The following is a 26419-nucleotide window of genomic DNA, read 5'->3' on the forward strand; positions in this document are numbered from 1 at the left end:
TTTAGACGCCTTTGGCCGGTGCTGCCGTGAAACCGCCAAAACTGCCGCTGAAAAGCAAAGCGGTAGAGTGCCTAAGCTGCAACCATCCAAAACAATACCTGGCACCTTCATGTGCCAAAAAGGAGATCGCATGCTCGAGCTCACTATAGAGCAGATATCCATGGGCCAATCGGCTGTGGATAAACCCGCCGCCCTGCAATTGCTGGCCAATCATCTGGTGGCCGATGGTCTGGTCGCCGACGGCTACCTCGCCGGATTGCAGGCCCGGGAAGCCCAGGGCTCGACCTTTCTCGGTCAAGGTATTGCCATTCCCCACGGCACCCCGGAAACCCGCGATCAGGTGTTCGCCACTGGCGTGCGCCTGATGCAGTTCCCGGAAGGCGTGGATTGGGGCGATGGCCAGATCGTTTATCTGGCGATTGGCATCGCCGCCAAATCCGACGAACACCTGCGTCTGCTGCAACTGCTGACCCGTGCCCTCGGCGAGACCGACCTGGGTCAGGCCCTGCGTCGCGCCAGTTCGCCTGAAGCGCTGCTGAAACTGCTGCAAGGCGCGCCGCAAGAGCTGGCGCTGGACGCGCAGATGATCGGCCTCGGCGTCTCGGCCGACGATTTCGAAGAACTGGTCTGGCGTGGCGCACGTCTGCTGCGGCAGGCCGATTGTGTGAGTAACGGTTTCTCTGCGGTGCTGCAGCAAGTCGAAGCACTGCCACTGGGCGATGGTTTGTGGTGGTTGCACAGCGAACAAACGGTGAAGCGTCCGGGCTTGGCGTTTGTTACCCCGGACAAACCGATGCGCTACCTTGGCCAGCCACTCAGTGGTCTGTTCTGCCTGGCCAGTCTGGGCGAGGCGCACCAAGCGCTGCTCGAACGCCTCTGTGCGTTGCTGATTGAAGGTCGCGGCCATGAGCTGGGCCGCGCCACCAGCAGCCGCAAAGTCCTTGAAGTGCTAGGCGGTGAATTGCCCGCCGACTGGCCAAGCGCTCGCATTGCCCTAGCTAACGCCCACGGTTTGCACGCGCGTCCGGCGAAGATCCTCGCGCAACTGGCAAAGAGTTTTGATGGCGAGATTCGCGTGCGCATCGTCGACGGTCAGGACAGCGCCGTGTCGGTGAAGAGTCTGAGCAAACTGCTCAGCCTCGGCGCCCGTCGTGGCCAGGTGCTGGAGTTGATTGCCGAGCCGAGCATTGCCGCCGATGCCTTGCCAGCGTTGCTCGCCGCTATCGAAGAAGGCCTCGGCGAAGAAGTCGAGCCGCTGCCCGCGATTAGCGAACAACGAGAAGTCTTTGCCGACATCGCCGAAGTAGTCATTGCCCCGGCGTCCGGCACTCAGTTGCAAGCCATTCCCGCCGCGCCCGGCATTGCCATCGGCCCGGCGCACATTCAAGTGCAACAGACCATCGATTACCCAATGCGCGGCGAGTCCGCTGCCATCGAACGCGAGCGTCTCAAGCAAGCGCTTAGCGATGTGCGCAACGACATTCAAGGCCTGATCGAACGCAGCAAGGCCAAAGCCATCCGCGAGATCTTCATCACCCACCAGGAAATGCTCGACGACCCGGAACTCACCGATGAAGTCGACACCCGCCTCAAGCAAGGCGAAAGCGCCGAAGCGGCGTGGATGGCGGTGATCGAAGCAGCGGCCAAACAACAGGAATCACTGCAGGACGCGTTGCTTGCCGAACGTGCGGCGGATCTGCGCGACATCGGTCGCCGCGTGCTGGCGCAACTGTGTGGCGTGCAGACCCCGAGCGAGCCTGAGCAACCGTACATTCTTGTCATGGACGAAGTCGGCCCCTCCGACGTCGCGCGGCTGGATCCGGCGCGCGTGGCGGGGATTCTCACCGCACGCGGCGGCGCCACGGCGCATAGCGCAATCGTCGCGCGAGCCCTCGGGATTCCGGCGCTGGTCGGCGCTGGCGCCGCGGTGTTGTTGCTGGCGCCGGGCACGCCGTTGCTGCTCGACGGCCAGCGCGGTCGTCTGCATGTCGACGCCGATGCTGCGACTCTGCAACGCGCCGCCGAAGAACGCGACACCCGCGAACAACGCTTGAAGATTGCCGCCGAACAGCGCCATCAACCGGCGCACACCTCCGACGGTCACGCCGTCGAAGTGTTCGCCAACATCGGCGAAAGCGCCGGCGTGATCAGCGCGGTGGAGCAGGGCGCCGAAGGCATCGGTCTGCTGCGTACCGAATTGATTTTCATGGCCCATCCGCAAGCGCCGGACGAGGCGACGCAAGAAGCCGAATACCGCCGCGTGCTTGATGGTCTCGCCGGTCGCCCGTTGGTGGTGCGCACGCTGGATGTCGGCGGCGACAAACCGCTGCCGTATTGGCCGATCGCCAAGGAAGAAAACCCGTTCCTCGGCGTGCGTGGCATTCGCCTGACCTTGCAACGTCCGCAGATCATGGAAGCGCAATTGCGCGCCTTGCTGCGTTCGGCGGACAACCGTCCGCTGCGCATCATGTTCCCGATGGTCGGCAGTGTTGAAGAGTGGCGTCAGGCCCGCGACATGACCGAACGTCTGCGCCTGGAAATCCCGGTCGCCGATCTGCAACTGGGGATCATGATCGAAGTGCCGTCCGCCGCTTTGCTCGCGCCGGTATTGGCCAAGGAAGTCGACTTCTTCAGCGTCGGCACCAACGACCTGACGCAATACACCCTGGCCATCGACCGTGGCCACCCGACCCTGTCGGCGCAGGCTGACGGTTTGCACCCGGCGGTGCTGCAACTGATCGACATCACCGTGCGCGCGGCCCATGCCCACGGCAAGTGGGTCGGTGTTTGCGGTGAGTTGGCGGCGGATCCGCTGGCGGTGCCGGTGCTGGTCGGCCTCGGTGTCGATGAACTCAGTGTGTCCGGGCGCAGCATTGCTGAAGTCAAGGCACGCATCCGCGAACTCAGCCTGACTCAGGCGCAAACCCTTGCTCAACAGGCCCTGGCCGTGGGCAGCGCCAACGAAGTGCGTGCATTAGTGGAGGCCCTGTAATGGCCAAGATTCTTACCCTGACTCTCAACCCGGCGCTCGACCTTACCGTCGAACTGCCACGGCTGGACGCCGGTCAGGTCAATCGCAGCGACGAGATGCACACCCACGCCGCCGGCAAAGGCGTGAACGTCGCCCAGGTGCTCGCCGACCTCGGTCATCAACTGACGGTCAGTGGTTTCCTCGGCGAAGACAATCTGCAAGCGTTCGAAACCCTTTTCGCCAAGCGCGGTTTTGTCGATGCGTTTATCCGCGTGCCGGGTGAGACGCGCAGCAACATCAAAGTCGCTGAACAGAGTGGACGCATCACCGACATCAACGGCCCGGGGCCGGTGGTCGATGCCGCCGCGCAGCAAGCGTTGCTGGAGCGGCTGGTGCAGATTGCACCGGGACATGACGCGGTGGTGGTCGCCGGCAGTCTGCCGCGCGGAGTCACGGCGCAATGGTTGCGTGAGCTGATCGAACGGCTCAATCAGCTCGGCCTGAAAGTCGCTCTCGACTCCAGCGGCGAAGCGTTGCGCGAAGCTTTGAAAGCCAGTCCGTGGCTGATCAAACCGAACACTGAAGAACTCGCCGATGCGCTCGGTTGCGAGGTGGTTTCTCACGCCGCTGAAGCGCAAGCAGCGGCGCAATTGCACGCGCAAGGCATCGAACACGTGGTGATCTCCCACGGTGCTGACGGCGTGAACTGGTTCAGCGTCGGTTCGGCACTGCACGCGACGCCGCCGAAGGTCAGCGTCGCCAGTACGGTCGGTGCCGGTGATTCGTTGCTGGCCGGCATGCTCCACGGTTTGCTCAGCGCCGACACGCCTGAACAAACCCTGCGCACCGCCACCGCGATTGCCGCGATGGCGGTGACCCAGATCGGTTTCGGCATCAACGATGCTGCGCAACTGGCGCAGCTCGAACAGGGCGTGCGCGTGCGCCCCCTGACAGAACAATAAGAGGGTTTGTCATGAAACTAGCCATTGTTACGGCTTGCCCGAACGGTATGGTCACCAGTGTGCTGTGCGCGCGTCTGCTCGATGCGGCGGCGCAGCGTCAGGGCTGGAGCACCAGCGTTGAAGTGGTCGATGCCGCGCACCCGGAACGCGAGTTGTCGGCAGCGACAATCGAAGCGGCGGAGTGGGTTTTGCTGGTCGCCACCGGCGCGGTCGACATGACACGTTTTGTCGGCAAACGTGTGTTCCAGATTGCTCCGGCGCAGGCATTGCAGGATGTCGAAGCGGTGTTGCGTCGTGGCGCAGAAGAGGCTGAGGTCTACGTTACCAGCGCGGCTGAACCGGTTGCCGATGCAGCGCGCGCGCCACGTATCGTCGCCATCACCGCGTGCCCGACCGGTGTCGCCCACACCTTCATGGCGGCCGAAGCCTTGCAGCAAACCGCCAAGCGTCTGGGCTATGAATTGCAGGTCGAAACCCAAGGCTCGGTGGGCGCGAAAACTCCGTTGAGCGCAGCGGCGATTGCCGAGGCAGACGTGGTGTTGCTGGCGGCGGACATCGAAGTCGCTACCGAGCGTTTCGCCGGCAAGAAAATCTATCGCTGCGGCACCGGGATTGCCTTGAAGCAGTCCGAAGCCACGCTGAAAAAAGCGCTGGCCGAAGCTGTTGTGGAAAGCGCAGCCAGTAACGGCAAAACACCGGCCAAGCCAGAGAAAACCGGCATCTACAAACACCTGCTGACCGGCGTGTCGTTCATGCTGCCGATGGTCGTGGCGGGCGGTTTGATGATCGCGCTGTCGTTCGTGTTCGGCATCACCGCGTTCAAGGAAGAAGGCACCTTGGCCGCTGCGCTGATGCAGATCGGCGGCGAGACCGCGTTCAAACTGATGGTGCCGTTGCTGGCGGGTTACATCGCCTATTCGATTGCTGACCGTCCAGGTCTGGCGCCGGGGATGATCGGTGGTCTGTTGGCGAGCACCTTGGGCGCTGGTTTTATCGGCGGCATCGTCGCCGGTTTTATCGCCGGTTATGCGGCGAAGGCGATCAGTCGATATGTCGCCTTGCCGCAAAGTCTTGAGGCGCTGAAACCGATTCTGATCATTCCGTTGTTCGCCAGCCTGTTCACCGGTCTGGTGATGATCTACGTGGTCGGCAAACCGGTCGCCGGCATGCTCGGGGCGCTCACGCATTTCCTCGATAGCATGGGCACCACCAACGCGATTCTGCTCGGTGTGTTGCTCGGCGGCATGATGTGCGTCGACCTCGGCGGGCCGATCAACAAAGCAGCGTATGCGTTCTCGGTGGGGCTGCTGGCGTCGCAAAGTTATGCGCCGATGGCGGCGACGATGGCGGCGGGGATGGTGCCGCCGATTGGCCTGGGCATCGCCACGTTTATTGCGCGGCGCAAGTTTGCCCAGACCGAACGTGAGGCGGGTAAAGCGGCGCTGGTATTGGGGCTGTGCTTTATCTCCGAAGGGGCGATTCCGTTTGCCGCGAAAGATCCGTTGCGGGTGATTCCTGCGAGCATTGCCGGTGGTGCGTTGACCGGTGCGTTGTCGATGTATTTCGGCTGCAAACTGATGGCGCCGCACGGGGGCTTGTTTGTGTTGGCGATTCCGAATGCGATCAACCATGCGTTGCTGTATCTGCTGGCGATTGTCGCGGGGAGTTTGTTGACCGCTGTGGTCTATGCGACGGTCAAACGGCCTGAAGCCGTCGAGTTGGCGCTGGAGCCCGCCAAGGCCTGACTGACACCACAAAACCCTTGTAGGAGTGAGCCTGCTCGCGATAGCGGTCTGTCAGTGACATGAATGTTGGCAGGTATACCGATATCGCGAGCAGGCTCACTCCTACAATGGGTTCCGCGGTGTGTCTGGTGTCATGTGTGTTTCATGATCGCGTGCTTAAGTTTTCCTTTTTTCAGGGAGAACACCATGAGCGATTTCAACCCCGGTCGCCGGCGCGTCATGCAAGTTGTCGGCGCCGGATTGCTGATGCCAAGTCTGGCGCCGGCGGTGATTGCCTCGGTCAAGGACCGCCCGCAACTCACCGATGGCGTGCAGTCCGGCGACCTGCAGGGCGACCGCGCGATGATCTGGAGTCGCAGCGATCGCCCGGCGCATATGGTGGTCGAGTGGGACACCCGCAGCCAGTTTCGCCATCCCCGCCGATTGGTCTCGGCGCTGGCCGATGCGCGCACAGATTTCACCGCTCGGGTCGAGCTCACCGGGCTGCCGGCCGATCAGGCGATTTTTTATCGGGTTTATTTCAAGGATGCGCAGACCAGCGTCGCCAGCGAACCGTGGCTGGGTCACCTGCGCAGCGCTCCGACGGCGCGGCGCAACATTCGTTTCGTCTGGAGCGGCGACACCGTCGGCCAAGGCTTCGGTATCAACCCCGACATCGGCGGCATGCGCATTTACGAAGCCATGCGTCTGCGCCTGCCGGACTTTTTTATTCACAGCGGCGACACCATCTACGCCGACGGCCCGGTGCCCGCTCAGCTCACCACTGAAGGTGGCCGGATCTGGCGCAACCTCACCACCGAAGCCAAGAGCAAAGTCGCGCAGACCCTCGACGATTATCGCGGCAACTACCGCTACAACCTGATGGACGAAAACATCCGTCGCTTCAACGCCGAAGTGCCACAGATCTGGCAGTGGGACGACCATGAGGTGGTCAACAACTGGTCACCGGGCAAGCAACTCGACGAGCGTTATCAGGAGAAAGATATCCACACCCTGGTCGGGCGTGCGCGTAAGGCCTGGCTGGAATATTCGCCGATGCGTTTGCAGGCTGCCGACGGTGGCGGGCGTATTTATCGCAAGCTCAGCTACGGCCCGATGCTCGATGTGTTCGTGCTCGATATGCGCAGCTATCGCGGCGCCAACGACGACAACCTCGGCGCGGCGAAACCGTTTCTCGGGCGTGAGCAACTCGACTGGCTCAAACGCGGCTTGAAGAAATCCAAAGCGCAATGGAAGGTCATCGCCGCCGACATGCCAATTGGTCTTGGCGTGCCCGATGGCGAGGTCAGTCCGGGTGTGGCGCGTTGGGAAGCGGTGGCCAATGGTGATCCGGGAGCGGCGCAGGGGCGCGAGCTGGAAATCGCCGAATTGCTCGGCTATCTGCGCGCACAGCAAGTGCGCAATTTCGTCTTCCTCACCGCCGACGTGCATTACTGCGCGGCGCATCACTATCACCCGGATCGTGCGGCGTTTCAGGATTTCGAACCGTTTTGGGAGTTCGTTGCGGGGCCGTTGAATGCCGGGAGCTTTGGGCCTAATCCTTTGGATAAAACCTTTGGCCCGGAGGTGGTGTTCGAGAAGGCACCGCCGGTGCAGAACGCATCACCGTTTGCCGGGTTTCAGTTTTTTGGCGAGGTGAATATCGAAGGGCAGAGCGGTGAAATGAGCGTGGTATTGCGCGATCTTAATGGCGTAGCCGTTTTCGAGCAAAAGTTGCAGCCCGCTTGAAGATCAAAAGCTGACCCTCACCCCAGCCCTCTCCCGGAGGGAGAGGGAGCCGATCGAGGTGTTTGAAGAGGTACGTCGACCTGAAAGACCGAGTTGATTATGAGATCAGCACAAAGCCTTTCTCGATTATGGATTCGGTAAAGCAGTCGCAGGTCGGCGTACATCTCAAGCATCCCCCAATCAGTTCCCTCTCCCTCCGGGAGAGGGTTAGGGTGAGGGGCTCTTTAATAGACATCACGCCGATATCGACCCTGCTCAATCAACCGCTCCACTTCGGCTGCCCCGAGAATGTCGTTAAGCACCTGATCAACCCCCGAAGCCATCCCCTGAAGGCTGCCACAGATATAAATCACCGCCCCCTCCGCCAGCCATTTCTTCAGCTCATCAGCCGACTCACGCAAACGATCCTGCACATAAACCTTCTCCGCCTGATCCCGCGAAAACGCCAGATCCAGTCGTTCCAGATCACCATTGATCAACCACTCTTCCAGCTCCGCACGGCAGAGGAAATCGTGTTCACGATTGCGCTCGCCGAACAGCAACCACTGACGCGTTTGACCATCGGCAATCCGCGCCTTGAGCAAACTGCGCAACCCGGCCAGACCGGTGCCGTTGCCCAGCAGAATCATCGGCACGGGGTCGTTCGGCAGGTGGAAACCACTGTTGCGTCGAACCCGCAAACTGATGCTGCCGCCCACCGGCGCATGCTCGGTCAGCCAGCCAGAGCCAATGCCCAGACTGCCATCCGAATGCTGCTCCTGACGCACGATCAGCTCCAGCACACCGTCGGCGGCAATCGAGGCGATCGAGTATTCGCGCATGGCCAACGGCACCATTGCATCGACCAGTGATTGCGCGTGCAGGCCAACCAGGTGCGCGCGGTGCTCTGGCAATTGACGCGAAGCCAGCGCGACTTCCAGCGGCTCGTCGAGGCCGTTGATTTTCACCGTGGTCTCGCCACGAATGCCGAGGCCGTCGAGGAAATGTTCGATGGCCCACGGGCAGTTCCGCGGTAGCACTTCGACCAGGTCGCCAGCTAACCAACTGCTGGTATTCGGTGCGCTCAGGCCCAACAGATAAACCGGCGAACCGCTGCTGTCCGGGTTCATCAGTTCGCGGCGGACCAGCGTCCAGTTGTCGTAGCTCGGCGCTTGCCAGGTATCAACCGGCGCTTGCCCGGTGAGCAGGCCGAGTTGCGTCTGCCAGTGGCGCAGCGCATACGGGTCGCCACTGTCGACTTCCACTGGCGCAAACAGCGTCTTGCCGCCGTGTTCGCTCAGCCATTGATGCAGGCGTTTGGCGAAACCGCAGAAGTGCTGATACTGACGATCGCCGAGACCGAGCACCGCGTAGTTCAAGCTGTCGAGTGTCGAGGCTTTGCTCAAGACTTTGCGCTCGAAACCACGAGCGCTGTCCGGTGCTTCGCCGTCACCGAAGGTGCTGACGACAAACAACGCATTGTTCGATTCACGCAGATCCTGCTCGCTGACATTCGCCAGTGGCTGCACTTTCACCGGCAGTCCGGCGGCCTGCAATTGCCCGGCGGTCTGCCACGCCAGTTGCTCGGCGAAACCGCTTTGACTGGCGAAACCGATCAGCCATGCCGAGGCGTCGCCCGCCGGTTGATCGAGGCCTTTGCGCGCATCCTTGATCTGTTTTTTCTTGCGTCGGCGATCGAGGTACAGCAGCCAGCCGGTGATGAAGAACAACGGCATGCACACCGCCGCAAGGGTGATGATGATTCGCCCGACGAGGCCGAAATAGCTGCCGACGTGCAGCGCATAAATGCTCGTCAGCAGTTGTGCCTTGAAGCTCTTGTCGGCGTAGCGGTCGACGCGTTTGACGATGCCGGTGGCCGGGTCGAGGGTGATCTGGTTGAGCGCACGATCATGCGGCAAACTGTCGGGCAGGTAGAACACCGTCGCCGGTTGACCGGCTACAGGCGGCATCCGAATGTTGTAGGCAGACAGGCCCGGCCCTGCCGCGCTGTAGATACTGCTCCACATCGCCGCGTAGTCGGCGGTTGGCGCCGGGCCTTCCGGCGCCGGGCCGCGACCACCGCGTACGCGTTCGTTTTGCGGCGCGTCGGAGAGCAATTTGGTCAGGCCTTTGTTGTACCACTCGTACGACCACGACAACCCGGTCAGCGCCAGCAGCAGATAGACCAACAGGCACCAGGTGCCCGCCACCGAATGCAGATCCCAATTGAAAGTGCGGCCCTTTTTCTTCCAGTCCAGCGTCAGCCATACGCGCCAGCTGTTCCACTGTCGCGGCCAGCGCAGGTACAGACCGGAGAGGCAGAAAAACAGCAGGATCAGCGTGCAGGCGCCGGTGATGTTGCGCCCGGTATCGCCCATGGCGAGGAAGCGGTGCAGTTGCAGCATCAGGCCGAAGAAGTCCTGGCCGACGGCATCGCCCATGAACTCGCCGGTGTACGGGTCGAAGTAGCGCATTTCACCGCGACGTTCGCCCTTGGGTGGGGTGAAGAAAACTTTCGCCGCGTTACCGCTGTCGGTCTCGACCCAGAGCATCGAGACTTTCTTGCCCGAGGTGGCTTCGATGCGCTCGACCAGTTCGACGGGCGGAAGGACGCCGGCGACTTGTTTTTCCACTTGCAGCACGGACGGATTGATCGCCCGCAGGATTTCGTCCTGAAACGAATAGGCCGCGCCGGTGATGCCCATCAAGGCCAGCACCAGGCCTGCGGTGATGCCAAAAAACCAGTGCAACTGGAACAGGGTTTTCTTCAACACGTCACTCGCCGTCCATTCGGAAATTGTCTTCACGGCGCGCATTATGCCGTGGGTTATCGAGAAGCGTTCTTTATTACGCAGAAAAGCCCCGTTCAATTGAATGAACGGGGCCGACTGTTTTTGTAGGAGCTGCCGAAGGCTGCGATCTTTTGACTTTGCTTTTAAGATCAGGATCAACAGATCGCAGCGTGCCGCAGCTCCTGCAGGGTCAGAAGTGGAAATTGGTGCTCAACAGCGCCGTTCGGCCCGCCGCCTGGTTGGCGAAGTGGGTCGAGAAGGCTTTGTCGTAGTAGTTTTCGTTGGTCAGGTTCTGCACGTTGAGTTGCAGGTCGACGTTCTTGGTCAGCTTGTAGGCTGCCATCGCGTCGTAACGCACATACGAATCGACCATGGTGGTGTTGGCCACGCTGCCGAACACGTCATCCACGTAGAACGCACCGCCACCGATAGTCAGCTTCGGCGTGACCTGGTAAGTGGTCCACAGACTGGCGCTGTTCTTCGGCGTGTTCGGCAGTTCGTTGCCATCGTTGGCGCGGCCCAGTGGACCGCCGTCGACTTGTTCGCTGTCCATGTAGGCGTAGCCGGCGAACACTTGCCATTTGTCGGTGATCTTGCCGCTGGCCGACAGTTCGACACCTTGCACACGGGTCTTGCCGGCATTTTCGTACGACGAGGTATCGACTTGAACGCGAGCGTTTTCTTTCTCGGTGCGGAAGATGTCAGCGGTCAGCGACAGGCGATCGTTGAGCAGATCCCACTTGGTGCCGATTTCGTAGTTCTTGGTGGTTTCCGGCTCCATGTCGCTGCTCAACAGGTTGCCGCTGCGATCTGCCGTGCCGCCCAATGGGTTGCCTTCCTGACCTTCACCCAGGGTGTTGCCCGGTGGCGTCGCCGAGGTAGCGTAGGACGCGTAAATGCTGCCGTTCTCTGCTGGCTTGTAGACGACACCGAACTGACCGGTGACGAACTCGCTGGTGTCATCACCCTTGGAGGTAGTGCTGCCAGCGTTGTTGTAGGACTTGTAGCCGGTTTCGAAGTGGTCGTAACGCAGGCCCATGTTCACCAGCCATTGCTCGGACAACTCCAGGGTGTCGAATACATACAGTGCGTAAGTGTCGGACTGGGTGTCGGTGCCGGCGTAGTTGCGCGAGATGGCGCCGTTCCACGGATCGTTCGGGTTCGGGTTCGACAGCGAGGTGCAGTTGTAGCCACTGGCTGCGCCGATCAGACCCGGGTTGCAGTTGGTGGTCGCGGCGCTGGTGCGCGGCGTGGTGTCGGTGTTGACGTTGTACGAGGACTTCTGGCTTTCCTCACGGGTGTATTCGACACCGGTGGAGAAGCTGTTCTTGAAGCCGGCGACGTAGAAGTTGCCGAACAGGTCGGTCTGGTTGGTGGTGGTCTCGGTGTTGCTCACCCGAGTATTGGCACGACGCCAGACGCTGCCGTTGTTGACGTTGCCCTTGCTGTCGTCCGGCTGGGTCAGGATGTAATCCTGCATGCTGGTGCCGTGACGCAGGGTGTTCTTGAGGGTCAGCGAGTCGCTCAGGTCATGCTCGATGGCGAAGGTCGCGGTGTCGGTGCGGCCCTTGCGGAAGTCGCGATCCAGACCGTAGAAGTTGCTGTGATCACCGCCGGCGTAAGGCTTGTCCGGATTGGACTTGGTGCGTGCAGCGGAGCCGCCGGCCGGAATGGTGTACGGCACGCCCGAATCCGGGGTGTCGTTGCTTTCCAGATGGTAGTAATCGAGGTTGACGCGGGTGTCGGTGCCCAGGCCAAACGCCAGAGACGGGGCGATACCCCAACGGTCGTAATCGACCTTGTCACGACCGGCGACATTGCTCTCGTGGCTCATCAGGTTCAGACGACCAGCCGCGGTGTCGCTGAACTGGTAGTTACCGTCGAGGGTGTAACGCTGGGTCTGGTCGGAGCCCCAGGTGAAACCACCGTCGAACGAGTTGCCCAGGTGCGCTTTCTTGCTCACCAGGTTGATGCTGCCGCCTGCTGCGCCACGACCGCCGATGGCGGAGTTCGGGCCCTTGCTGACTTCAATGTTTTCTACGGCGAAGATCTCGCGGCTCTGTGAACCGGTGTCGCGCACGCCGTCGAGGTAGGTGTCGCCTTGGGCGTCGAAACCACGGATGAACGGACGGTCGCCCTGTGGATTACCACCTTCACCGGCACCGAAAGTGATTCCCGGCACGGTGCGCAGCGCGTCCTGCATGTTCAGGGCGCCGGTGTCTTTCAAGACTTGTTGTGGAATAACGGTCACCGAGCGCGGCGTATCGACCAGTGGTGCGGTGTACTTGGGCGAGGAGGCTTTCTCGACCTGGTAGGACGTTGGGTCCTGCGCTTCGCCGTTGATGGCGGTGGCGTCCAGGGCGATGGCATTGCCGGAGGCTTTGCTGTCGGTTTTTTCCGCAGCGAAGACCATATGGCCAGCGGAGCCGGCGGTGATCGCTACGCCAATAGCTGAGGCGAGCAGACGTGGTGAACTGACCGGTAATTGTGCGTGTTGACGTGCCATTTTTATTCCCCTCCCCAAGGATTTGAGGCGGCGGAATATAGGGTAAACAGGTATTCGTATCAATTGCGAAACATTGCTAACTGCACTGAATTTACATTCTTTACAATTTAACCTTACGGTTTTTGCCAGTTCATTCGTCTCCCGGGTTTTACATGGCCAATAAGAATCAATACCATTGCCGCCTCTTTGCCATCTGGTGACATCGCCATGCTGCTGCACATCCCTGGATTGTTCGCGAAAGACGAGGTGCAGCGCATTCGCGAGGCTCTGGAGCAGGCCGATTGGGCTGATGGCAAGATCACCGCTGGTTTCCAGTCGGCCAAGGCCAAGCACAATTTACAGTTACCTGAAGGCCATCCGCTAGCCAAGGAAATCGGTGCGGCGATGCTTGAGCGGCTGTGGAAAAATCCGCTGTTCATGTCCGCCGCGTTGCCGCACAAAGTCTTCCCGCCGTTAGTGAACTGTTACACGGCCGGCGGCAGTTTCGATTTCCACATCGACAATGCGGTGCGCCAGCCCAAGGGCAGCATCGAGCGGGTGCGCACCGATCTGTCGGCGACGCTGTTTTTCAGCGAGCCTGAGGATTACGACGGCGGCGAGCTGGAAATCCAGGACACCTACGGCACTCGGCAAGTGAAACTGCCGGCCGGTGATATGGTTTTGTATCCCGGCACCAGCCTGCATAAAGTCAACGCAGTTACTCGTGGCGCGCGCTACGCCTCATTCTTCTGGACGCAGAGCCTGGTACGCGAAGACAGCCAGCGTGCGTTGCTGTTCGAGATGGACGGCGCGATCCAGCAACTGACGCAAGACCTGCCTGATCATCCTTCGCTGATCCGCCTCACCGGCACTTATCACAACCTGCTGCGTCGCTGGGTCGAGGTATGAGTTTTCAACTACGCCGCGAGGAAGTCCTCGACGGCGCGCAACTCAGCGCGATGCTCGAAGAAAGCCCGGCTCGCGCGGCGCAGGCGATTCTGCTCGCCGCGGGTGAAGGCGTTGTCGAAGCGCAAGCGTTGCTCGGACAGATTCTGCTGGATGGCCAAGGCATTGCGCAGGATCAGGCGCTGGCGCTGCGCTGGTTTGGCATCGCGGCGGGGCGTGGGCATCTGATGGCGCGCAACATGCTTGGTCGCTGCCATGAACACGGTTGGGGCGTAGCGGCGAATGCGTCAATTGCCGCGCAGCAATACCGCATTGCAGCTGATGCTGGGCTGGATTGGGCGATGTACAACCTGGCCAATCTGCTGGCGACCGGGCGGGGTGTCGCAGTGGATCATCTGCAGGCGCTGGCGTTGTATTGGCGTGCGGCTGAATTGGGCCATGCGAAATCGATGAATCTGCTGGGGCGGTATCTGGAAGAAGGGCAGGTGTGCCCGGCGGATCTTACGGCGGCGCGTGATTGGTATCGGCGTTCGGCTGTGGGTGGGGATTTTCGTGGGCAGTTCAGTTTCGCGGCGGTGTTGGCGGATGAAGGGCGGATTGATGAGGCGGTCGATTGGCTTGAGAAAGCTTTGGCCGGCGGTAATCTGAATTTTCTGCGGGTGGCGAGTCAGGCGCTGCTAGGTGCGACAGATCCCAGGATTCAGGGGATGGCTGCTCGGTTCGTGCGTCGATGCACAGACTTGCAGCGCGTCTGAATTCGCAAAGCCCTCACCCTGGCCCTCTCCCGGAGGTAGAGGGGACCGATTGGGGATGCTTGAGAGGTGCGCCGACCTGAAAGTGCTTTGCCGAATCCATAATCGACGCGGTATTTCCGGTCGGTGAATGACGCTTTACACCTCGGTCGGCTCCCTCTCCTTTGGGAGAGGGCTGGGGTGAGGGGCCTCGGTTTCAAGTACCCCGCAAAACTTCAAGCCGAACGCACAGACACAAAAAAGCCCATGACACGTCATGGGCTTTTTGCATTACGGCTTAAGCGCTTACACGTAAAACGACTTCAGCGGCGGGAAGCCATTGAACTCGACTGCGCTGTAACTGGTGGTATACGCACCGGTCGACAACCAGTACAACCGATCACCGATCGCCAGGTTCAGCGGCAAACCGTACTTGTAGTTCTCGTACATGATGTCGGCGCTGTCGCAGGTCGGGCCGGCGATCACGACTTCTTCCATCTCGCCTTTCTTTTCGGTCCAGATCGGGAACTTGATCGCTTCGTCCATGGTTTCGATCAGGCCGGAGAACTTGCCCACATCGGTATACACCCAACGCTCGACGGCGGTGCGCGACTTGCGTGCAACCAGAACCACTTCGCTGACCAGAATGCCGGCGTTGGCGATCAACGAACGGCCCGGTTCCAGAATGATTTCCGGCAGGTCATCGCCGAAGTCTTCCTTCAGGAAGCGGATGATTTCTTCTGCGTAGGTTTCCAGGCTGTTGGTGCGGGTGATGTAGTTGGCCGGGAAGCCGCCGCCCATGTTGATCAGCTTGAGGTGGATGCCGTCTTCTTCTTTCAGACGCTCGAAGATCACTTTGACCTTGGCGATTGCTGCGTCCCAGACGCTGATGTCGCGTTGCTGCGAGCCAACGTGGAACGAAATGCCGTAAGGCACCAGGCCCAGGTCGCGAGCGAGGATCAGCAGATCCATGGCCATGTCGGTCTGGCAGCCGAATTTGCGCGACAGTGGCCAGTCAGCGGTGGTCGAGCCCTCGGTGAGGATTCGCACGTAGACTTTCGAGCCCGGGGCAGCCTTGGCGATGTTGCGCAGGTCGGCTTCGGAGTCGGTGGAGAACAGACGCACGCCCTTCTCGTAGAAGTAGCGGATGTCCTTGGATTTCTTGATGGTGTTGCCGTAGCTGATACGGTCGGCGCTGACGCCGCGATCCATTACCTTGTCCAGCTCGTAGATCGAAGCGATGTCGAAGCTCGAACCTTTCTCTTTGAGCAGGTCGATGATCTCGACGGCCGGGTTGGCCTTGACCGCGTAGTAGACCTTGGCGAATTCGAAACCGGCGCGCAGGTCATCGTAGGCCTGGCTGATCATCGCGGTGTCGATCACCACGAACGGGGTTTCCTGTTTGTCGGCAAACGCCTTCATTTTGTCGAATGTAGCGCGCGCAAAATAGTCTTCGACCTGGATCGACATGCTGGGAACTCCTACTGGCAAACTAAGTTAATCAATGGGTGCAAATGAACGCCCTCCGTATCCCCACTTTGGTTCGCCTACTTCCCAAGGCATGTCGCCGAAAGCAAAAAGGCCATGGGATGTGCAGCTTTCCCTTGGCCTTGCTGTCTCGTCGTCAGTACTTGAGCCGGATGGATCGTTTCCAGCATGGACGTTCGGCGCGAACTTTAGGGCGTGAGGGGCGTGAGATCAACTAAAAATGTCGCGTTTTTGCACGCTTCTGACGTGCGTCGCGTTCATCACTCTTTGTAGCCGACCGAGATGACGGGCAGATGTTCCCCGAGAATTTTCGAGGGTTAAAAATACCTGCACGTTCGCGGATTATGTCGGCTAAGTCGTGGGGAAGTGTGATGGCGGCAACATCGGCGACGTTGGCGGCGAGAGGACGGGGTGAGGGGGATTTTGGTTGTTTGGAAGGCTATCCAGCGCATGCTGTCTGGTTCTCAGGTGTTGAGATTCTTTTCCGCCTTGTGAATGACTTGGTAACACCCCGGTTCTGTAGGAGTGAGCCTGCTCGCGATGACTTTTTTTCAGCCGACATCTTCATTGACTGATATTGCGTTATCGCGAGCAGGCTCACTCCTACAGGGTTTTGTGTTTTACCGGTTGATCAGGCGACCACTGCCTCAGCCGGCGAGACGATATTGGTCTTCATCCCGCGCGAACGACCCGAACTCAGATAAGCCGCAATCGACTCCTGCGTGACCTCACCGAGGAACACCCGCTCGGCATCCATCACCGGCAACCACGCGCGATTGAACTCGTACATGCGCGACAGCAGGATGCGCAGATGCTCGTCGTACGCCGCCGTGGCGTTGAACTCGCGCAGATATTGCGCGCAAGTGCCGGTCTGACGATGCAGATCACGACGACGCACATACCCCAGCGCTTTGTTCTCGGCGCAAGTGACCACGACATAACGGCGGTCATGCTCGTCCATCAATTCCAGCGCATCGGCCACCGGCGTCTCCGGGCTCACCGACGGCGCGTTGTCCGCCGCGTCTTCCGCCTTCACCAGCAACAGACGCTTGAGCGTGCTGTCCTGGCCGACGAAGTTGCTGACAAAATCGTCCGCCGGGTGCGCCAACAGCGTGTCCGGATGATCGATCTGCAGCAGTCTGCCGGCGCGGAAAATTGCAATCTTGTCGCCGAGTTTGATCGCTTCGTCGATGTCGTGGCTGACCATGATCACGGTCTTGTTCAGCGCGCGCTGCATCTCGAAGAATTCGTTCTGGATCATCTCGCGGTTGATCGGGTCGACCGCACCGAACGGTTCGTCCATCAACAGCAGCGGTGCATCCGCTGCCAGTGCGCGGATCACGCCGATGCGCTGTTGCTGACCACCGGACAGTTCACGCGGGTAGCGATGTAGATACTGCTTTGGCTCCAGCTTGATCATGCTCATCAATTCGCGGGCGCGGTCGTGGCATTTCTGTTTGTCCCAGCCGAGCAGTTTAGGCACGACGACGATGTTCTCTTCGATGGTCATGTTGGGGAACAGACCGATCTGCTGGATCACGTAACCGATGTTGCGACGCAGGGTCACTTCGTCGAGATCGGTAGTGTCTTCGCCGTTGATGAGGATCTTGCCCGAGGTCGGTTTGATCAGGCGGTTGATCATCTTCAGCGTGGTGCTTTTGCCGCAACCCGATGGCCCGAGGAACACACAGATTTCGCCTTCATTGACGGTCAGGCTTACCGAGTCCACGGCTTTGACATCTTTGCCGTTGCTTTGGAAAGTTTTGCTGAGGTTTTGAAGTTCGATCATTTGAGCAGTCCTTTTGGAGTCAACGAGCGTTGCAGCCATTGGAGAAACAGGTCAGCGAAAATGGCCAGAAGACTGACCAGCAGTGCGCCGACGATCAGCATCGACATGTCACTGCGGCTGATGGAAGCGAGGATCAACACACCGAGGCCGCCGGCGCCGATGGTTGCGGCAATGGTCATCACGCCGATGTTCATTACCACGGCGGTGCGCACGCCAGCGAGGATCACCGGCACGGCGATCGGCAGTTCGACCATGCGCAGGCGCTGGCCGAAGGTCATGCCGATGCCGCGTGCGGCTTCACGGATGCCCGGTTCGACGCCAGTGAGGGCGAGGTAGGTGTTGCGCATGATCGGCAGCAGTGAATACAGGAACACCGCGGTGATCGCTGGCATCGGCCCAAGGCCCTGGCCGAACTTGGAGTAGAACGGCAGCAGCAGACCGAACAGGGCAATCGACGGCACGGTCAGCAGCACCGTGGCGCTGGCTTGCAAGGGACCGGCGAGGGTCGGAAAGCGTGTCATCAGAATGCCCAGCGGCACGCCGATGAGGATCGCCAACGTCACGGCGATGCCGACGAGGGTGATGTGCTGCCAGGTCAGGTGCATCACCTGCTGCCAGTCGAGGTGGGAAAAGGCGTTCAGAAATTCCATGACTTTTCCTCCTTAATCAAGTGGGTGCTGGCGCAGGAAATCGGCGGCCACTTTCGATGGGCTTTCATGATCGACGTCGACCCGCGCGTTGAGCTGGCGCATGGTTTCGTCATCGAACAGTTCGGCCAGTGGCTTGAGTTGCTCGGCCAGTTTCGGATTGGCGTCCAGCGTTGCCTGACGCACCACCGGCGCGGCGGTGTAGTCGGGGAAGTAGTGCTTGTCGTCTTCCAGCAGTTTCAGGCCGAAGGCATTGAGGCGACCGTCGGTGGTGTAAACCAGGCCGGCAAACACCTGACCGTTGCGCAGCGCGGTGTAGACCAGGCCCGCGTCCATCTGGCGGATGTTCTTGCGGCTCAGGTTCATGCCGTAGAGATCGACCATGCCGATCAGGCCGTCGGAGCGGTTGGCGAACTCGGTATCCAGCGCCACCAGATGATTGGTCTTGGCTTCGGCGCGCAGCACTTCGTTCAACTGGCTGATGTTGTTGATCTGCGGATATTCCTCGGCGACTTTTTTCGGCAGGGCGAGGGCGTAGGTGTTACTGAATTTCGACGGCGTCAGCCAGATCAGGCCTTTTTTCGCGTCGAGTTCTTTCACCCGGGCGTAGGACTGGGCGCTGTCGAGTTTCTCGGTGACATGGTTGTAGGCCACCAGCGACACGCCGGTGTATTCCCAGAGCATGTCCAGCTGTCCGCTTTCGTGGGCGCTGCGGGCGAGGTTGCTGCCCAGACCGCCGGTGATCTGCGCGTCGTAGCCTTTGCTGCGCAGGTATTGCGCGGTGATTTCGGCGAGCAGGGTCTGCTCGGTGAAGACCCGGGCGCCGAGGCGGATCAACGGTTTTTCAGCGGCTTGCGCGATTCCCGCGAACAGCAATACGCAGCCTAAGATCAAGCTAAGTCGTTTCATAAATATTCCTTCGCAAAAGCCTTAAGACGGGCGCAAACCGCGTTCCAGCCAGAGACGGCTGGCGAGGGTGACCACGCCATCGAGCAGCAAGGCCAGCAGCGCGGTGCACGCGGCGCCGAGCAGCAGTTGCGGCTGATTGTTCAGGGCGATGCCAGGGAAGATCAGGCTGCCAAGGCTGTTGGCACCGATCAGGAAGGCCAGCGGCGCGGTGCCGACGTTGATTGCCAAAGCCACGCGCACACCACCGACAATGATCGGCACGGCGTTGGGCAGCTCGACTTTCCACAGCACCTGGCGCGGGGTCATGCCGATGCCGACGGCTGCTTCTTTCAGCGAGCCCTGGACATTTTTCAGGCCTTCGTAGGTGTTGCGCACAATCGGCAACAAGGAGGCGAGGAACAAAGCGAAGATCGCCGGGCCACTGCCGATGCCGAGGATGCCCAGGGCAATCGCGAGCACGGCCAGCGGAGGCACGGTGTTACCGATATTGAAGATCTGCATGAAGCGTTCGGCGCGTCCGACCATGGTCGGGCGACTGAGGAAGATGCCGGCGGGGATGCCCACGACAAGGGCGGCCAGCATTGAAGCGAGGACGAGAATCAGATGAGCTTGCAGGTAAAACAACAAATCGTCGCGGTAGTGTTCGATCGTGTTGATGCCGATCCAGTGGACCAGCAGGGCCAGGAGCGCGATCACCACCGCACCTCCCATCAGCCCTTTGCCATAGCGGATAGCCACAGGCGGACTCCTTTTTTTGTAGTCGGCGAGCGCAGTCCCGTGTGGCAAGCCAAGCCTTGGCTGCCGGGAGCGTCGTTCGCGAAAAGTAGCCGTTTTTCAGTCCCGGCAAAGCGGTCTGAAAGCGAGCCATGAGCGCAGCCTCGTCAGGCTAACTTGCTGATTTTTCAGCCCCTGACGAAAATTCGTAACAGGGGATGGACGTCTCCGTGCTTTAAAAGGTTCCCATCTGCGGCAGCATTTGGCCACCCTTAATGTGCTCAACGGTTCGGTTATTGCATCGAGTTGGGCTATAATCGCGGCCCTTTTTTGAATCACCGCCAGGCGATTTCCCATGACCAACCAGGCCGCCGAAGTCGCGAAACGCCGCACTTTCGCCATTATTTCCCACCCCGATGCCGGTAAAACCACGATCACCGAAAAGCTCCTGTTGATGGGCAAGGCGATTGCAGTGGCCGGTACGGTGAAATCCCGTAAATCCGATCGCCATGCGACATCCGACTGGATGGAGATGGAGAAACAGCGGGGTATTTCCATTACCACGTCGGTCATGCAGTTCCCGTATCGCGAACACATGATCAACCTGCTCGACACCCCGGGCCACGAAGACTTCTCCGAAGATACCTATCGCACTCTGACGGCGGTGGACTCGGCATTGATGGTTCTCGACGGCGGTAAAGGTGTCGAACCACGGACCATTGCGCTGATGGACGTCTGCCGTCTGCGTGACACGCCGATCGTCAGCTTCATCAACAAACTCGACCGTGACATCCGCGACCCGATCGAACTGCTCGACGAAATCGAAGCCGTTCTGAAGATCAAAGCCGCGCCGATCACCTGGCCGATCGGTTGCTACCGCGACTTCAAGGGCGTGTACCACCTGGCCGACGACTACATCATCGTCTACACCGCCGGTCACGGTCACGAACGCACCGAAACCAAGATCATCGAGAAGCTCGATTCGGACGAGGCGCGCGCGCACCTGGGCGACGAGTACGACCGTTTCATCGAACAGTTGGAACTGGTTCAGGGCGCCTGCCACGAATTCAACCAGCAGGAATTCCTCGACGGTCAGTTGACTCCGGTGTTCTTCGGTACTGCATTGGGCAACTTCGGTGTTGACCACGTACTCGACGCCGTTGTCGATTGGGCCCCGCGTCCATTGGCCCGTGTGGCCAACGAACGTACGGTCGAGCCGGTGGAAGAGAAGTTCTCGGGCTTCATCTTCAAGATCCAGGCGAACATGGACCCGAAGCACCGCGACCGTATCGCCTTCATGCGTATCTGCTCGGGCAAGTACGAGAAAGGCATGAAGATGCGCCACGTGCGTACCGGCAAGGACGTGCGCATCGGCGACGCCCTGACGTTCTTCTCCTCCGAGCGTGAACAGCTTGAAGAAGCCTTTGCCGGCGACATCATCGGTCTGCACAACCACGGCACCATCCAGATCGGCGACACCTTCAGTGAAGGTGAAACCCTGGGCTTTACCGGTATTCCGCACTTTGCGCCGGAACTGTTCCGTCGTGTGCGTCTGCGTGATCCGCTGAAGTCCAAGCAGTTGCGTCAGGGTCTGCAGCAGTTGGCCGAAGAGGGCGCAACACAGGTGTTCTTCCCGGAGCGCAGCAACGACATCATTCTTGGCGCTGTGGGTGTGCTGCAGTTCGATGTGGTCGCCAGCCGTTTGAAAGAGGAATACAAGGTTGAGTGCTCGTATGAGCCGATCACTGTGTATTCCGCGCGCTGGATTGAGTGCGCCGACAAGAAGAAGCTTGAGGAATTTTCCAACAAGGCTGTGGAAAACCTGGCGGTCGATGGCGGTGGTCACCTGACTTACCTGGCGCCGACGCGGGTTAACCTGGCGTTGATGGAAGAGCGTTGGCCGGATGTGAAATTCCGTGCGACGCGTGAGCATCATTAAGCGTTGAGCTTTGTTGTTCGAGAGCCCCCAAGGTTTTGGCCTTGGGGGCTTTTTTCTGGGTGTATATCCGTTTTTTTGGTTGTTGCGGCTGGCGGTTTCGCCCTTACGGCGAGTCACCTTTTCCAAACGCCGAAAAGGTAACCCAAAAGGCTTGCTCCTACGTGCGGCCCGCTCGCTGGGGCTCGGGGTTCCTTCGCTGCGGGATCGATCCCTCCACTCAGCCTTCCGACGTCGCCCGTGGATCAAGATCAAAAGCTGCAGCCGAGCTAACGCTCATCCTGTTGAGTGGTGAGGAGCACAGCTTGGTCGGCTTTGGATTTGTGGTGGATTTGCCCCTCATCGGAACGCCGCCCGCCCAGCCCTCTCCCCAAGGAGAGGGAGCCGATTTGTGAGCCTTTCAGATCCTTGGTTCGACTCGGTATTTCACTTCGGCGTAGCTCTCCCAAACACCTCGGTCAGTCCCCTCTCCCTTTGGGAGAGGGCTAGGGTGAGGGGCTTTTGATCTGTTGCAGAATCTGAGGGGCGACTCGGTATTTCACTTCGGCGTAGCTCTCCCAAACACCTCGGTCAGTCCCCTCTCCCTCTGGGAGAGGGCTAGGGTGAGGGGCTGTTGATCTGTTGCAGAATCTGAGGGGCGACTCGGTATTTCACTTCGGCGTAGCTCTCCCAAACACCTCGGTCAGTCCCCTCTCCCTTTGGGAGAGGGTTAGGGTGAGGGGCTGTTGATCTTCGGCACGGTTTTATCGTGCGCAATGGCTGTAGGACGACTCGGTTTTTTGTAATCTCGATGTACTTGAACGCGACAACCCGCGTGCTGACCGTTAGTGTTCCAGCTCCACCCAAGTCGCTCTGAGAGGTCAATGGAATGACGAGTCGTCTGACTCACCTGCTGCGCCTCGGCGGTTATTTCGGCGTGATGGCCTGGGTGCTCGCGGCGTTGTTGTTCATCAATCGCCTGAGCAGCATGGTCAAGCTGTTCATGGCGTTGTACCTGCGCCAGGAGCTGGGGCTGGCGATCGAGACCGTCGGCTGGTTGCTGTCGGCGTACGGTGCGGGTTTGCTGGTCGGTTCGATGCTCGGTGGCTGGCTCAGTGATCATGTGCGCACCGCGCGGCTGACGGCGGCGTTGTTTTTCATTTCGGTGTGGGTGCTGATTCTGCTGGGGCTGGTGACGCAGGTGCCGTTGCTGGCGGCTTTGCTGTTGCTCAGCGGGACCATTGATGGCGCCATTCGCACCCTGCACCAGCGCCTGATCATGGAATATTGCGAGGTGGCGCAGCGTTCGCGTGCGCAGGCCTTGAGCCGGGTGGCGCGTAATCTCGGCATGGCCGCCGCCGGGGTCGCGGGCGGGGTGTTGGCGCAGACCGATTTTCGCTGGGTGTTTTTCGGTAGTGCAGCGATGACGTTGTTGGCCTTGCTGTGGTTTGTCCGGACGACATGGCGTCGGCCGGTGCTGATCAATGCCGAGCTTTCTACGACCGGCGCGGTTGGAGCGGGTGTGCCATACCGCGACAAACCCTTCCTCTGGTTGCTGGCAGCGACGGCCGTGCTCGGCATCGCGTTCGACACTGTCTACAGCACGCTGGGCAACTATCTGCGTGATTACTACCACTTGAGCACCGAGGCGATCGGCTGGCAGTTCGGGCTCAATGCGCTGTTGGTGATCGCGCTGCAGATCCCGCTGTCGCACTGGGGCGAGCGCTGGGGCTCACGACGACAAATGGTGGCGGGCAGTCTGCTGCTGGCCTGCGGGCTGGGCATGTTGCCGTTCGGTTCCGGGTTGGCGTTCGTCTGCCTGTCAACGGTGATCTGGACCTTGGGCGAGGCGCTGTTCATGCCGCCGCTGAATGTATTGGCCATGCAGTATGCCCAGCGTGGCAAAAGTGGGCAGTACTTCGGGTTGTTCTTCATGAGCTGGAGTGCCAGCGCGCTGCTGTCGCCTATGCTCAGTGGTCAGCTGTACGGCAACTTCGGCGGTCACAGCGTGTGGCTGGCCAGTGCAACCCTGCTGCTGATATCGATCCCGTTGACGTGGCAAGCCACCCGCGCGTTTAGCTGATCCGGTTATTGAGCTTATTCGAAAGCAATCTGTCCGCCGACGGCATTTCTGCGCGCCCGTTAGCGTCCTAACTGGTGAGCCCGACTGATCGGAACTAGATTTCACACAGCGCCAGTCCGGCACGAATGTCTCACCTGAAAATGGATGGAGTCGGCTATGAAAAGCAGGTTGCTACGGGTTTTATTGCTGTTGAAAGTGATGGTCATGCTGTCCCTCGGCACCGCGACGGCCTGGGCCGAGTGCGAGGATCACGATTCCCAGGCCTTCAATGGTCAGGTTGGGCACAGCGGACTGATGTTGGCCAAGTCCGAGTCCGAGCCGGGCGATCAGGGGCAGGGTGGCAGCGCCGATGATGACGACTCGACCACCGACGAGCCGGACACCGACGATCCGGATGACGAAGGCGATAGCCAGACGTAAATCGCCGGCAAAAGAAAACCCCTTCTGACTCGACTGATGCGCAATCGAGGTGGAAGGGGTTTGGTTAACTCAGAAATAACTCACATCCCCTGTGGGAGCGAGCCTGCTCGCGAAGGCGTCATCTCAGTCAGCATTAATGGTGACTGATTCACCGCTTTCGCGAGCAGGCTCGCTCCCACATTGTTTCAGGGCAGTTTTTAGGCCGCGCCGTCGAGGAACTGCTCGGCGTAGTGACAAGCCACCTGCCGGTTGTCCAGCGGACGCAACAACGGCTCTTCAGTGCTGCAACGCTCGGTCGCATACGGGCAGCGCTTGTGGAACGCGCAGCCCGGTGGCGGATTGAGCGGGTTAGGCAGTTCGCCGACGATCTTGATTTTCGGCTTGTTCGGGTCCGGGTGAATGGTCGGGGTCGCCGAGAGCAGCGCCTGGGTGTACGGGTGCAGCGGGCGTTCGTAGATGTCGTTCTTCGGGCCCATTTCCACCGGGCGACCGAGGTACATCACCATCACGTCATCGGCCACGTGCTGCACCACTGCGAGGTTGTGCGAGATGAACACGTAGGCGGTGTTGAACTCCTGCTGCAGATCCATGAACAGGTTGAGCACCTGCGCCTGAATCGACACGTCGAGCGCCGAAGTCGGTTCGTCCGCCACCAGCACTTTCGGTTGCAACATCATCGCCCGGGCGAGCGCGATACGCTGGCGCTGACCGCCGGAGAACATGTGCGGATAACGCTGATAGTGCTCAGGACGCAAGCCGACCTGCTTCATCATCGCCTGGACTTTTTCGCGACGCTCGGCGGCGGAAAGGTTGGTGTTGATCAGCAGTGGTTCGCCGAGTTGGTCACCGACTTTCTGCCGTGGGTTCAACGACGCGTACGGGCTTTGGAAGACCATCTGCACGTCTTTGCGCAGTTGCTTGCGCTGGGCCTTGTCGGCGCCGGCGACTTCCTGGCCGGCGATTTTCAAGGAGCCGGAGGACGGATCTTCAATCAGCGTCAACGCGCGGGCCAGAGTGGATTTGCCGCAGCCCGATTCACCGACGACGGCGAGGGTCTTGCCGGCTTCCAGTTCGAACGACACGCCATTGAGTGCGCGCACGGTCGCGTGGCCCTTGAACAGGCCACGGGAGACTTCATAGTGACGGGTGAGGTCGCGGGCGGTAAGTACGACGGCCATTACGCCACCTCCTGGTTCAACGGGTAGAAGCAGCGGGCGAGGCTGTGGGCTTTCGGATCAAGGCCTGGACGCTGCGCGCGGCAGCTGTCCTGCACATACGGGCAGCGCGGCGACAGTAGGCAGCCTTGCGGACGGTCGTAACGACCCGGGACGATGCCCGGCAGGGTGGCCAGACGTGTAGCGCCGAGGCTGTGCTCGGGAATCGCCTTGAGCAGCGCTTCGCTGTACGGGTGCGCCGGAATGTCGAACAGTTGTGGCACCTGACCGACTTCCACGGCTTGGCCGGCGTACATCACACAGACGCGCTGAGCGGTTTCCGCCACGACCGCGAGGTCGTGAGTGATCAGCACCAGGCCCATGTTCTGTTCTTTCTGCAACGCCAGCAGCAGATCCATGATCTGCGCCTGAATCGTCACGTCGAGTGCCGTGGTCGGTTCGTCGGCGATCAGCAGTTTCGGCTCGCCGGCAATTGCCATGGCGATCGCAACGCGTTGGCTCATACCGCCGGATAGTTGATGCGGGTAGGCGTCCATACGGCTGGCAGCACCGGGGATTTCGACTTTTTCCAGCAGTTCGATCGCACGTTTGCGCGCTTGCTTGCCGGACATTTTCAGGTGCAGACGCAGCACTTCTTCGATCTGGAAACCGACGGTGTAGCTCGGGTTCAGTGCAGTCATCGGATCCTGAAAGACCATCGACAGGTCTTTGCCGACGATCTGCCGACGCTGACGGTTGCTCAGCTTGAGCATGTCCTTGCCGTCAAAGCTGAGCGCGTCGGCGGTGACGATGCCGGGATGCTCGATCAGGCCCATCAGCGCCATCATGGTCACGGATTTACCCGAACCCGACTCGCCAACGATGGCCAGTACTTCGCCTTTGTCGACTTTGAGGTCGAGGCCGTCGACCACCGGGGTCGCGTTTTTGTCGCCGAAGCGAACGTTGAGATTCTTGATTTCTAGCAGTGACATGGGAATCTC

18 protein-coding genes are annotated in these 26419 nt (G+C 60.2%); 9 read left to right on the forward strand and 9 right to left on the reverse strand.

The genetic code is table 11. The annotated features are described in order from the left end of the window. The first annotated feature begins 130 nt into the window (after positions 1-130). The 4 genes from ptsP to AK821_RS02010 all read left to right on the forward strand — a co-directional run bounded on the left by ptsP (position 131) and on the right by AK821_RS02010 (position 7406). The gene (ptsP, locus tag AK821_RS01995) at positions 131-2992 is read left to right on the forward strand and encodes a phosphoenolpyruvate--protein phosphotransferase (protein ID WP_064387895.1); all 2862 of its coding nucleotides are present in this window, start codon (positions 131-133) and stop codon (positions 2990-2992) included. Continuing rightward, complete coding sequence (pfkB, locus tag AK821_RS02000) at positions 2992-3933, forward strand: 1-phosphofructokinase (protein WP_064387896.1); 942 nt, start codon at positions 2992-2994, stop codon at positions 3931-3933. The genes ptsP and pfkB overlap by 1 nt, the downstream gene beginning before the upstream one ends. Positions 3934-3944: 11 nt before the next feature. Continuing rightward, the gene (locus tag AK821_RS02005; RefSeq protein ID WP_064387897.1) at positions 3945-5678 is read left to right on the forward strand and encodes a PTS fructose-like transporter subunit IIB; all 1734 of its coding nucleotides are present in this window, start codon (positions 3945-3947) and stop codon (positions 5676-5678) included. A 186-nt stretch (positions 5679-5864) separates the two neighbouring features. Then, complete coding sequence (locus tag AK821_RS02010) at positions 5865-7406, forward strand: alkaline phosphatase D family protein (RefSeq protein WP_064387898.1); 1542 nt, start codon at positions 5865-5867, stop codon at positions 7404-7406. A gap of 224 nt (positions 7407-7630) precedes the next feature. Here the strand turns inward: AK821_RS02010 and AK821_RS02015 are convergent, their stop codons facing one another. Both AK821_RS02015 and AK821_RS02020 read right to left on the reverse strand, forming a co-directional pair. Beyond that, complete coding sequence (locus AK821_RS02015) at positions 7631-10159, reverse strand: PepSY domain-containing protein (protein WP_064387940.1); 2529 nt, start codon at positions 10157-10159, stop codon at positions 7631-7633. A 208-nt stretch (positions 10160-10367) separates the two neighbouring features. Beyond that, entirely contained in the window at positions 10368-12683 is a 2316-nt protein-coding gene (locus AK821_RS02020) for a TonB-dependent receptor (RefSeq protein ID WP_064387899.1), read from the reverse strand. 207 nt (positions 12684-12890) lie between these two features. Here AK821_RS02020 and AK821_RS02025 point away from each other — a divergent pair, with 207 nt between their 5' ends. Both AK821_RS02025 and AK821_RS02030 read left to right on the forward strand, forming a co-directional pair. Then, on the forward strand, positions 12891-13571 hold the full coding sequence (locus tag AK821_RS02025) for a Fe2+-dependent dioxygenase (RefSeq protein WP_064387900.1): 681 nt from the start codon (positions 12891-12893) through the stop codon (positions 13569-13571). Next, complete coding sequence (locus tag AK821_RS02030) at positions 13568-14323, forward strand: tetratricopeptide repeat protein (protein WP_064387901.1); 756 nt, start codon at positions 13568-13570, stop codon at positions 14321-14323. Before AK821_RS02025 ends, AK821_RS02030 begins: the two co-directional genes overlap by 4 nt. Positions 14324-14605: 282 nt before the next feature. On the opposite strand, the gene AK821_RS02035 is transcribed toward AK821_RS02030, so the two are convergent. From AK821_RS02035 to AK821_RS02055, 5 genes are all read right to left on the reverse strand, one after another. Next, entirely contained in the window at positions 14606-15769 is a 1164-nt protein-coding gene (locus AK821_RS02035; protein WP_016986476.1) for a type III PLP-dependent enzyme, read from the reverse strand. Positions 15770-16418: 649 nt separating this feature from the next. Continuing rightward, positions 16419-17576: an osmoprotectant ABC transporter ATP-binding protein OsmV gene (locus AK821_RS02040; protein WP_064387902.1), complete on the reverse strand. Its 1158-nt coding sequence runs from the start codon at positions 17574-17576 to the stop codon at positions 16419-16421. Beyond that, a complete protein-coding gene (locus tag AK821_RS02045) occupies positions 17573-18226 on the reverse strand; it encodes an ABC transporter permease (protein WP_064387903.1) in 654 nt (217 codons plus the stop codon). The genes AK821_RS02040 and AK821_RS02045 overlap by 4 nt, the downstream gene beginning before the upstream one ends. A 12-nt stretch (positions 18227-18238) precedes the next feature. Beyond that, positions 18239-19132 (reverse strand): glycine betaine ABC transporter substrate-binding protein, encoded by an 894-nt coding sequence (locus tag AK821_RS02050; RefSeq protein ID WP_064387904.1) that lies wholly within the window; start codon positions 19130-19132, stop codon positions 18239-18241. Between the two features lie 21 nt (positions 19133-19153). Next, positions 19154-19843, reverse strand: a complete 690-nt coding sequence (locus AK821_RS02055) for an ABC transporter permease (RefSeq protein WP_172667905.1) — start codon at positions 19841-19843, stop codon at positions 19154-19156. 358 nt (positions 19844-20201) lie between these two features. Between AK821_RS02055 and AK821_RS02060 the strand changes: the two genes are divergently transcribed. The 3 genes from AK821_RS02060 to AK821_RS02070 all read left to right on the forward strand — a co-directional run bounded on the left by AK821_RS02060 (position 20202) and on the right by AK821_RS02070 (position 24264). Further along, positions 20202-21785 carry a peptide chain release factor 3 gene (locus AK821_RS02060; RefSeq protein ID WP_064387905.1) on the forward strand — a complete coding sequence of 528 codons (1584 nt, stop codon included), beginning with the start codon at positions 20202-20204 and terminating at the stop codon, positions 21783-21785. An 865-nt stretch (positions 21786-22650) separates the two neighbouring features. After that, the gene (locus AK821_RS02065) at positions 22651-23844 is read left to right on the forward strand and encodes an MFS transporter (RefSeq protein WP_064387906.1); all 1194 of its coding nucleotides are present in this window, start codon (positions 22651-22653) and stop codon (positions 23842-23844) included. A 156-nt stretch (positions 23845-24000) separates the two neighbouring features. Beyond that, positions 24001-24264 carry a hypothetical protein gene (locus AK821_RS02070; RefSeq protein WP_064387907.1) on the forward strand — a complete coding sequence of 88 codons (264 nt, stop codon included), beginning with the start codon at positions 24001-24003 and terminating at the stop codon, positions 24262-24264. A gap of 197 nt (positions 24265-24461) precedes the next feature. Here the strand turns inward: AK821_RS02070 and AK821_RS02075 are convergent, their stop codons facing one another. Further along, positions 24462-25442 carry a peptide ABC transporter ATP-binding protein gene (locus AK821_RS02075; RefSeq protein ID WP_064387908.1) on the reverse strand — a complete coding sequence of 327 codons (981 nt, stop codon included), beginning with the start codon at positions 25440-25442 and terminating at the stop codon, positions 24462-24464. Further along, positions 25442-26410 (reverse strand): ABC transporter ATP-binding protein, encoded by a 969-nt coding sequence (locus AK821_RS02080; protein ID WP_064387909.1) that lies wholly within the window; start codon positions 26408-26410, stop codon positions 25442-25444. The genes AK821_RS02075 and AK821_RS02080 overlap by 1 nt, the downstream gene beginning before the upstream one ends. Positions 26411-26419 lie beyond the last annotated feature (9 nt).

The sequence above is a fragment of the Pseudomonas sp. RIT-PI-r genome, from assembly GCF_001297015.1.
GTDB lineage: Bacteria > Pseudomonadota > Gammaproteobacteria > Pseudomonadales > Pseudomonadaceae > Aquipseudomonas.

What these genes read in the sequence shown, in the direction of transcription:
- ptsP (WP_064387895.1), top strand. Translation starts at nt 131, where the DNA reads ATGCTCGAGCTCACTATAGAGCAGATATCCATGGGCCAATCGGCTGTG.
- pfkB (WP_064387896.1), top strand. Translation starts at nt 2,992, where the DNA reads ATGGCCAAGATTCTTACCCTGACTCTCAACCCGGCGCTCGACCTTACC.
- AK821_RS02005 (WP_064387897.1), top strand. Translation starts at nt 3,945, where the DNA reads ATGAAACTAGCCATTGTTACGGCTTGCCCGAACGGTATGGTCACCAGT.
- AK821_RS02010 (WP_064387898.1), top strand. Translation starts at nt 5,865, where the DNA reads ATGAGCGATTTCAACCCCGGTCGCCGGCGCGTCATGCAAGTTGTCGGC.
- AK821_RS02020 (WP_064387899.1), bottom strand. Translation starts at nt 12,683, where the DNA reads ATGGCACGTCAACACGCACAATTACCGGTCAGTTCACCACGTCTGCTC.
- AK821_RS02025 (WP_064387900.1), top strand. Translation starts at nt 12,891, where the DNA reads ATGCTGCTGCACATCCCTGGATTGTTCGCGAAAGACGAGGTGCAGCGC.
- AK821_RS02030 (WP_064387901.1), top strand. Translation starts at nt 13,568, where the DNA reads ATGAGTTTTCAACTACGCCGCGAGGAAGTCCTCGACGGCGCGCAACTC.
- AK821_RS02035 (WP_016986476.1), bottom strand. Translation starts at nt 15,769, where the DNA reads ATGTCGATCCAGGTCGAAGACTATTTTGCGCGCGCTACATTCGACAAA.
- AK821_RS02040 (WP_064387902.1), bottom strand. Translation starts at nt 17,576, where the DNA reads ATGATCGAACTTCAAAACCTCAGCAAAACTTTCCAAAGCAACGGCAAA.
- AK821_RS02045 (WP_064387903.1), bottom strand. Translation starts at nt 18,226, where the DNA reads ATGGAATTTCTGAACGCCTTTTCCCACCTCGACTGGCAGCAGGTGATG.
- AK821_RS02050 (WP_064387904.1), bottom strand. Translation starts at nt 19,132, where the DNA reads ATGAAACGACTTAGCTTGATCTTAGGCTGCGTATTGCTGTTCGCGGGA.
- AK821_RS02055 (WP_172667905.1), bottom strand. Translation starts at nt 19,843, where the DNA reads ATGGGAGGTGCGGTGGTGATCGCGCTCCTGGCCCTGCTGGTCCACTGG.
- AK821_RS02060 (WP_064387905.1), top strand. Translation starts at nt 20,202, where the DNA reads ATGACCAACCAGGCCGCCGAAGTCGCGAAACGCCGCACTTTCGCCATT.
- AK821_RS02065 (WP_064387906.1), top strand. Translation starts at nt 22,651, where the DNA reads ATGACGAGTCGTCTGACTCACCTGCTGCGCCTCGGCGGTTATTTCGGC.
- AK821_RS02070 (WP_064387907.1), top strand. Translation starts at nt 24,001, where the DNA reads ATGAAAAGCAGGTTGCTACGGGTTTTATTGCTGTTGAAAGTGATGGTC.
- AK821_RS02075 (WP_064387908.1), bottom strand. Translation starts at nt 25,442, where the DNA reads ATGGCCGTCGTACTTACCGCCCGCGACCTCACCCGTCACTATGAAGTC.
- AK821_RS02080 (WP_064387909.1), bottom strand. Translation starts at nt 26,410, where the DNA reads ATGTCACTGCTAGAAATCAAGAATCTCAACGTTCGCTTCGGCGACAAA.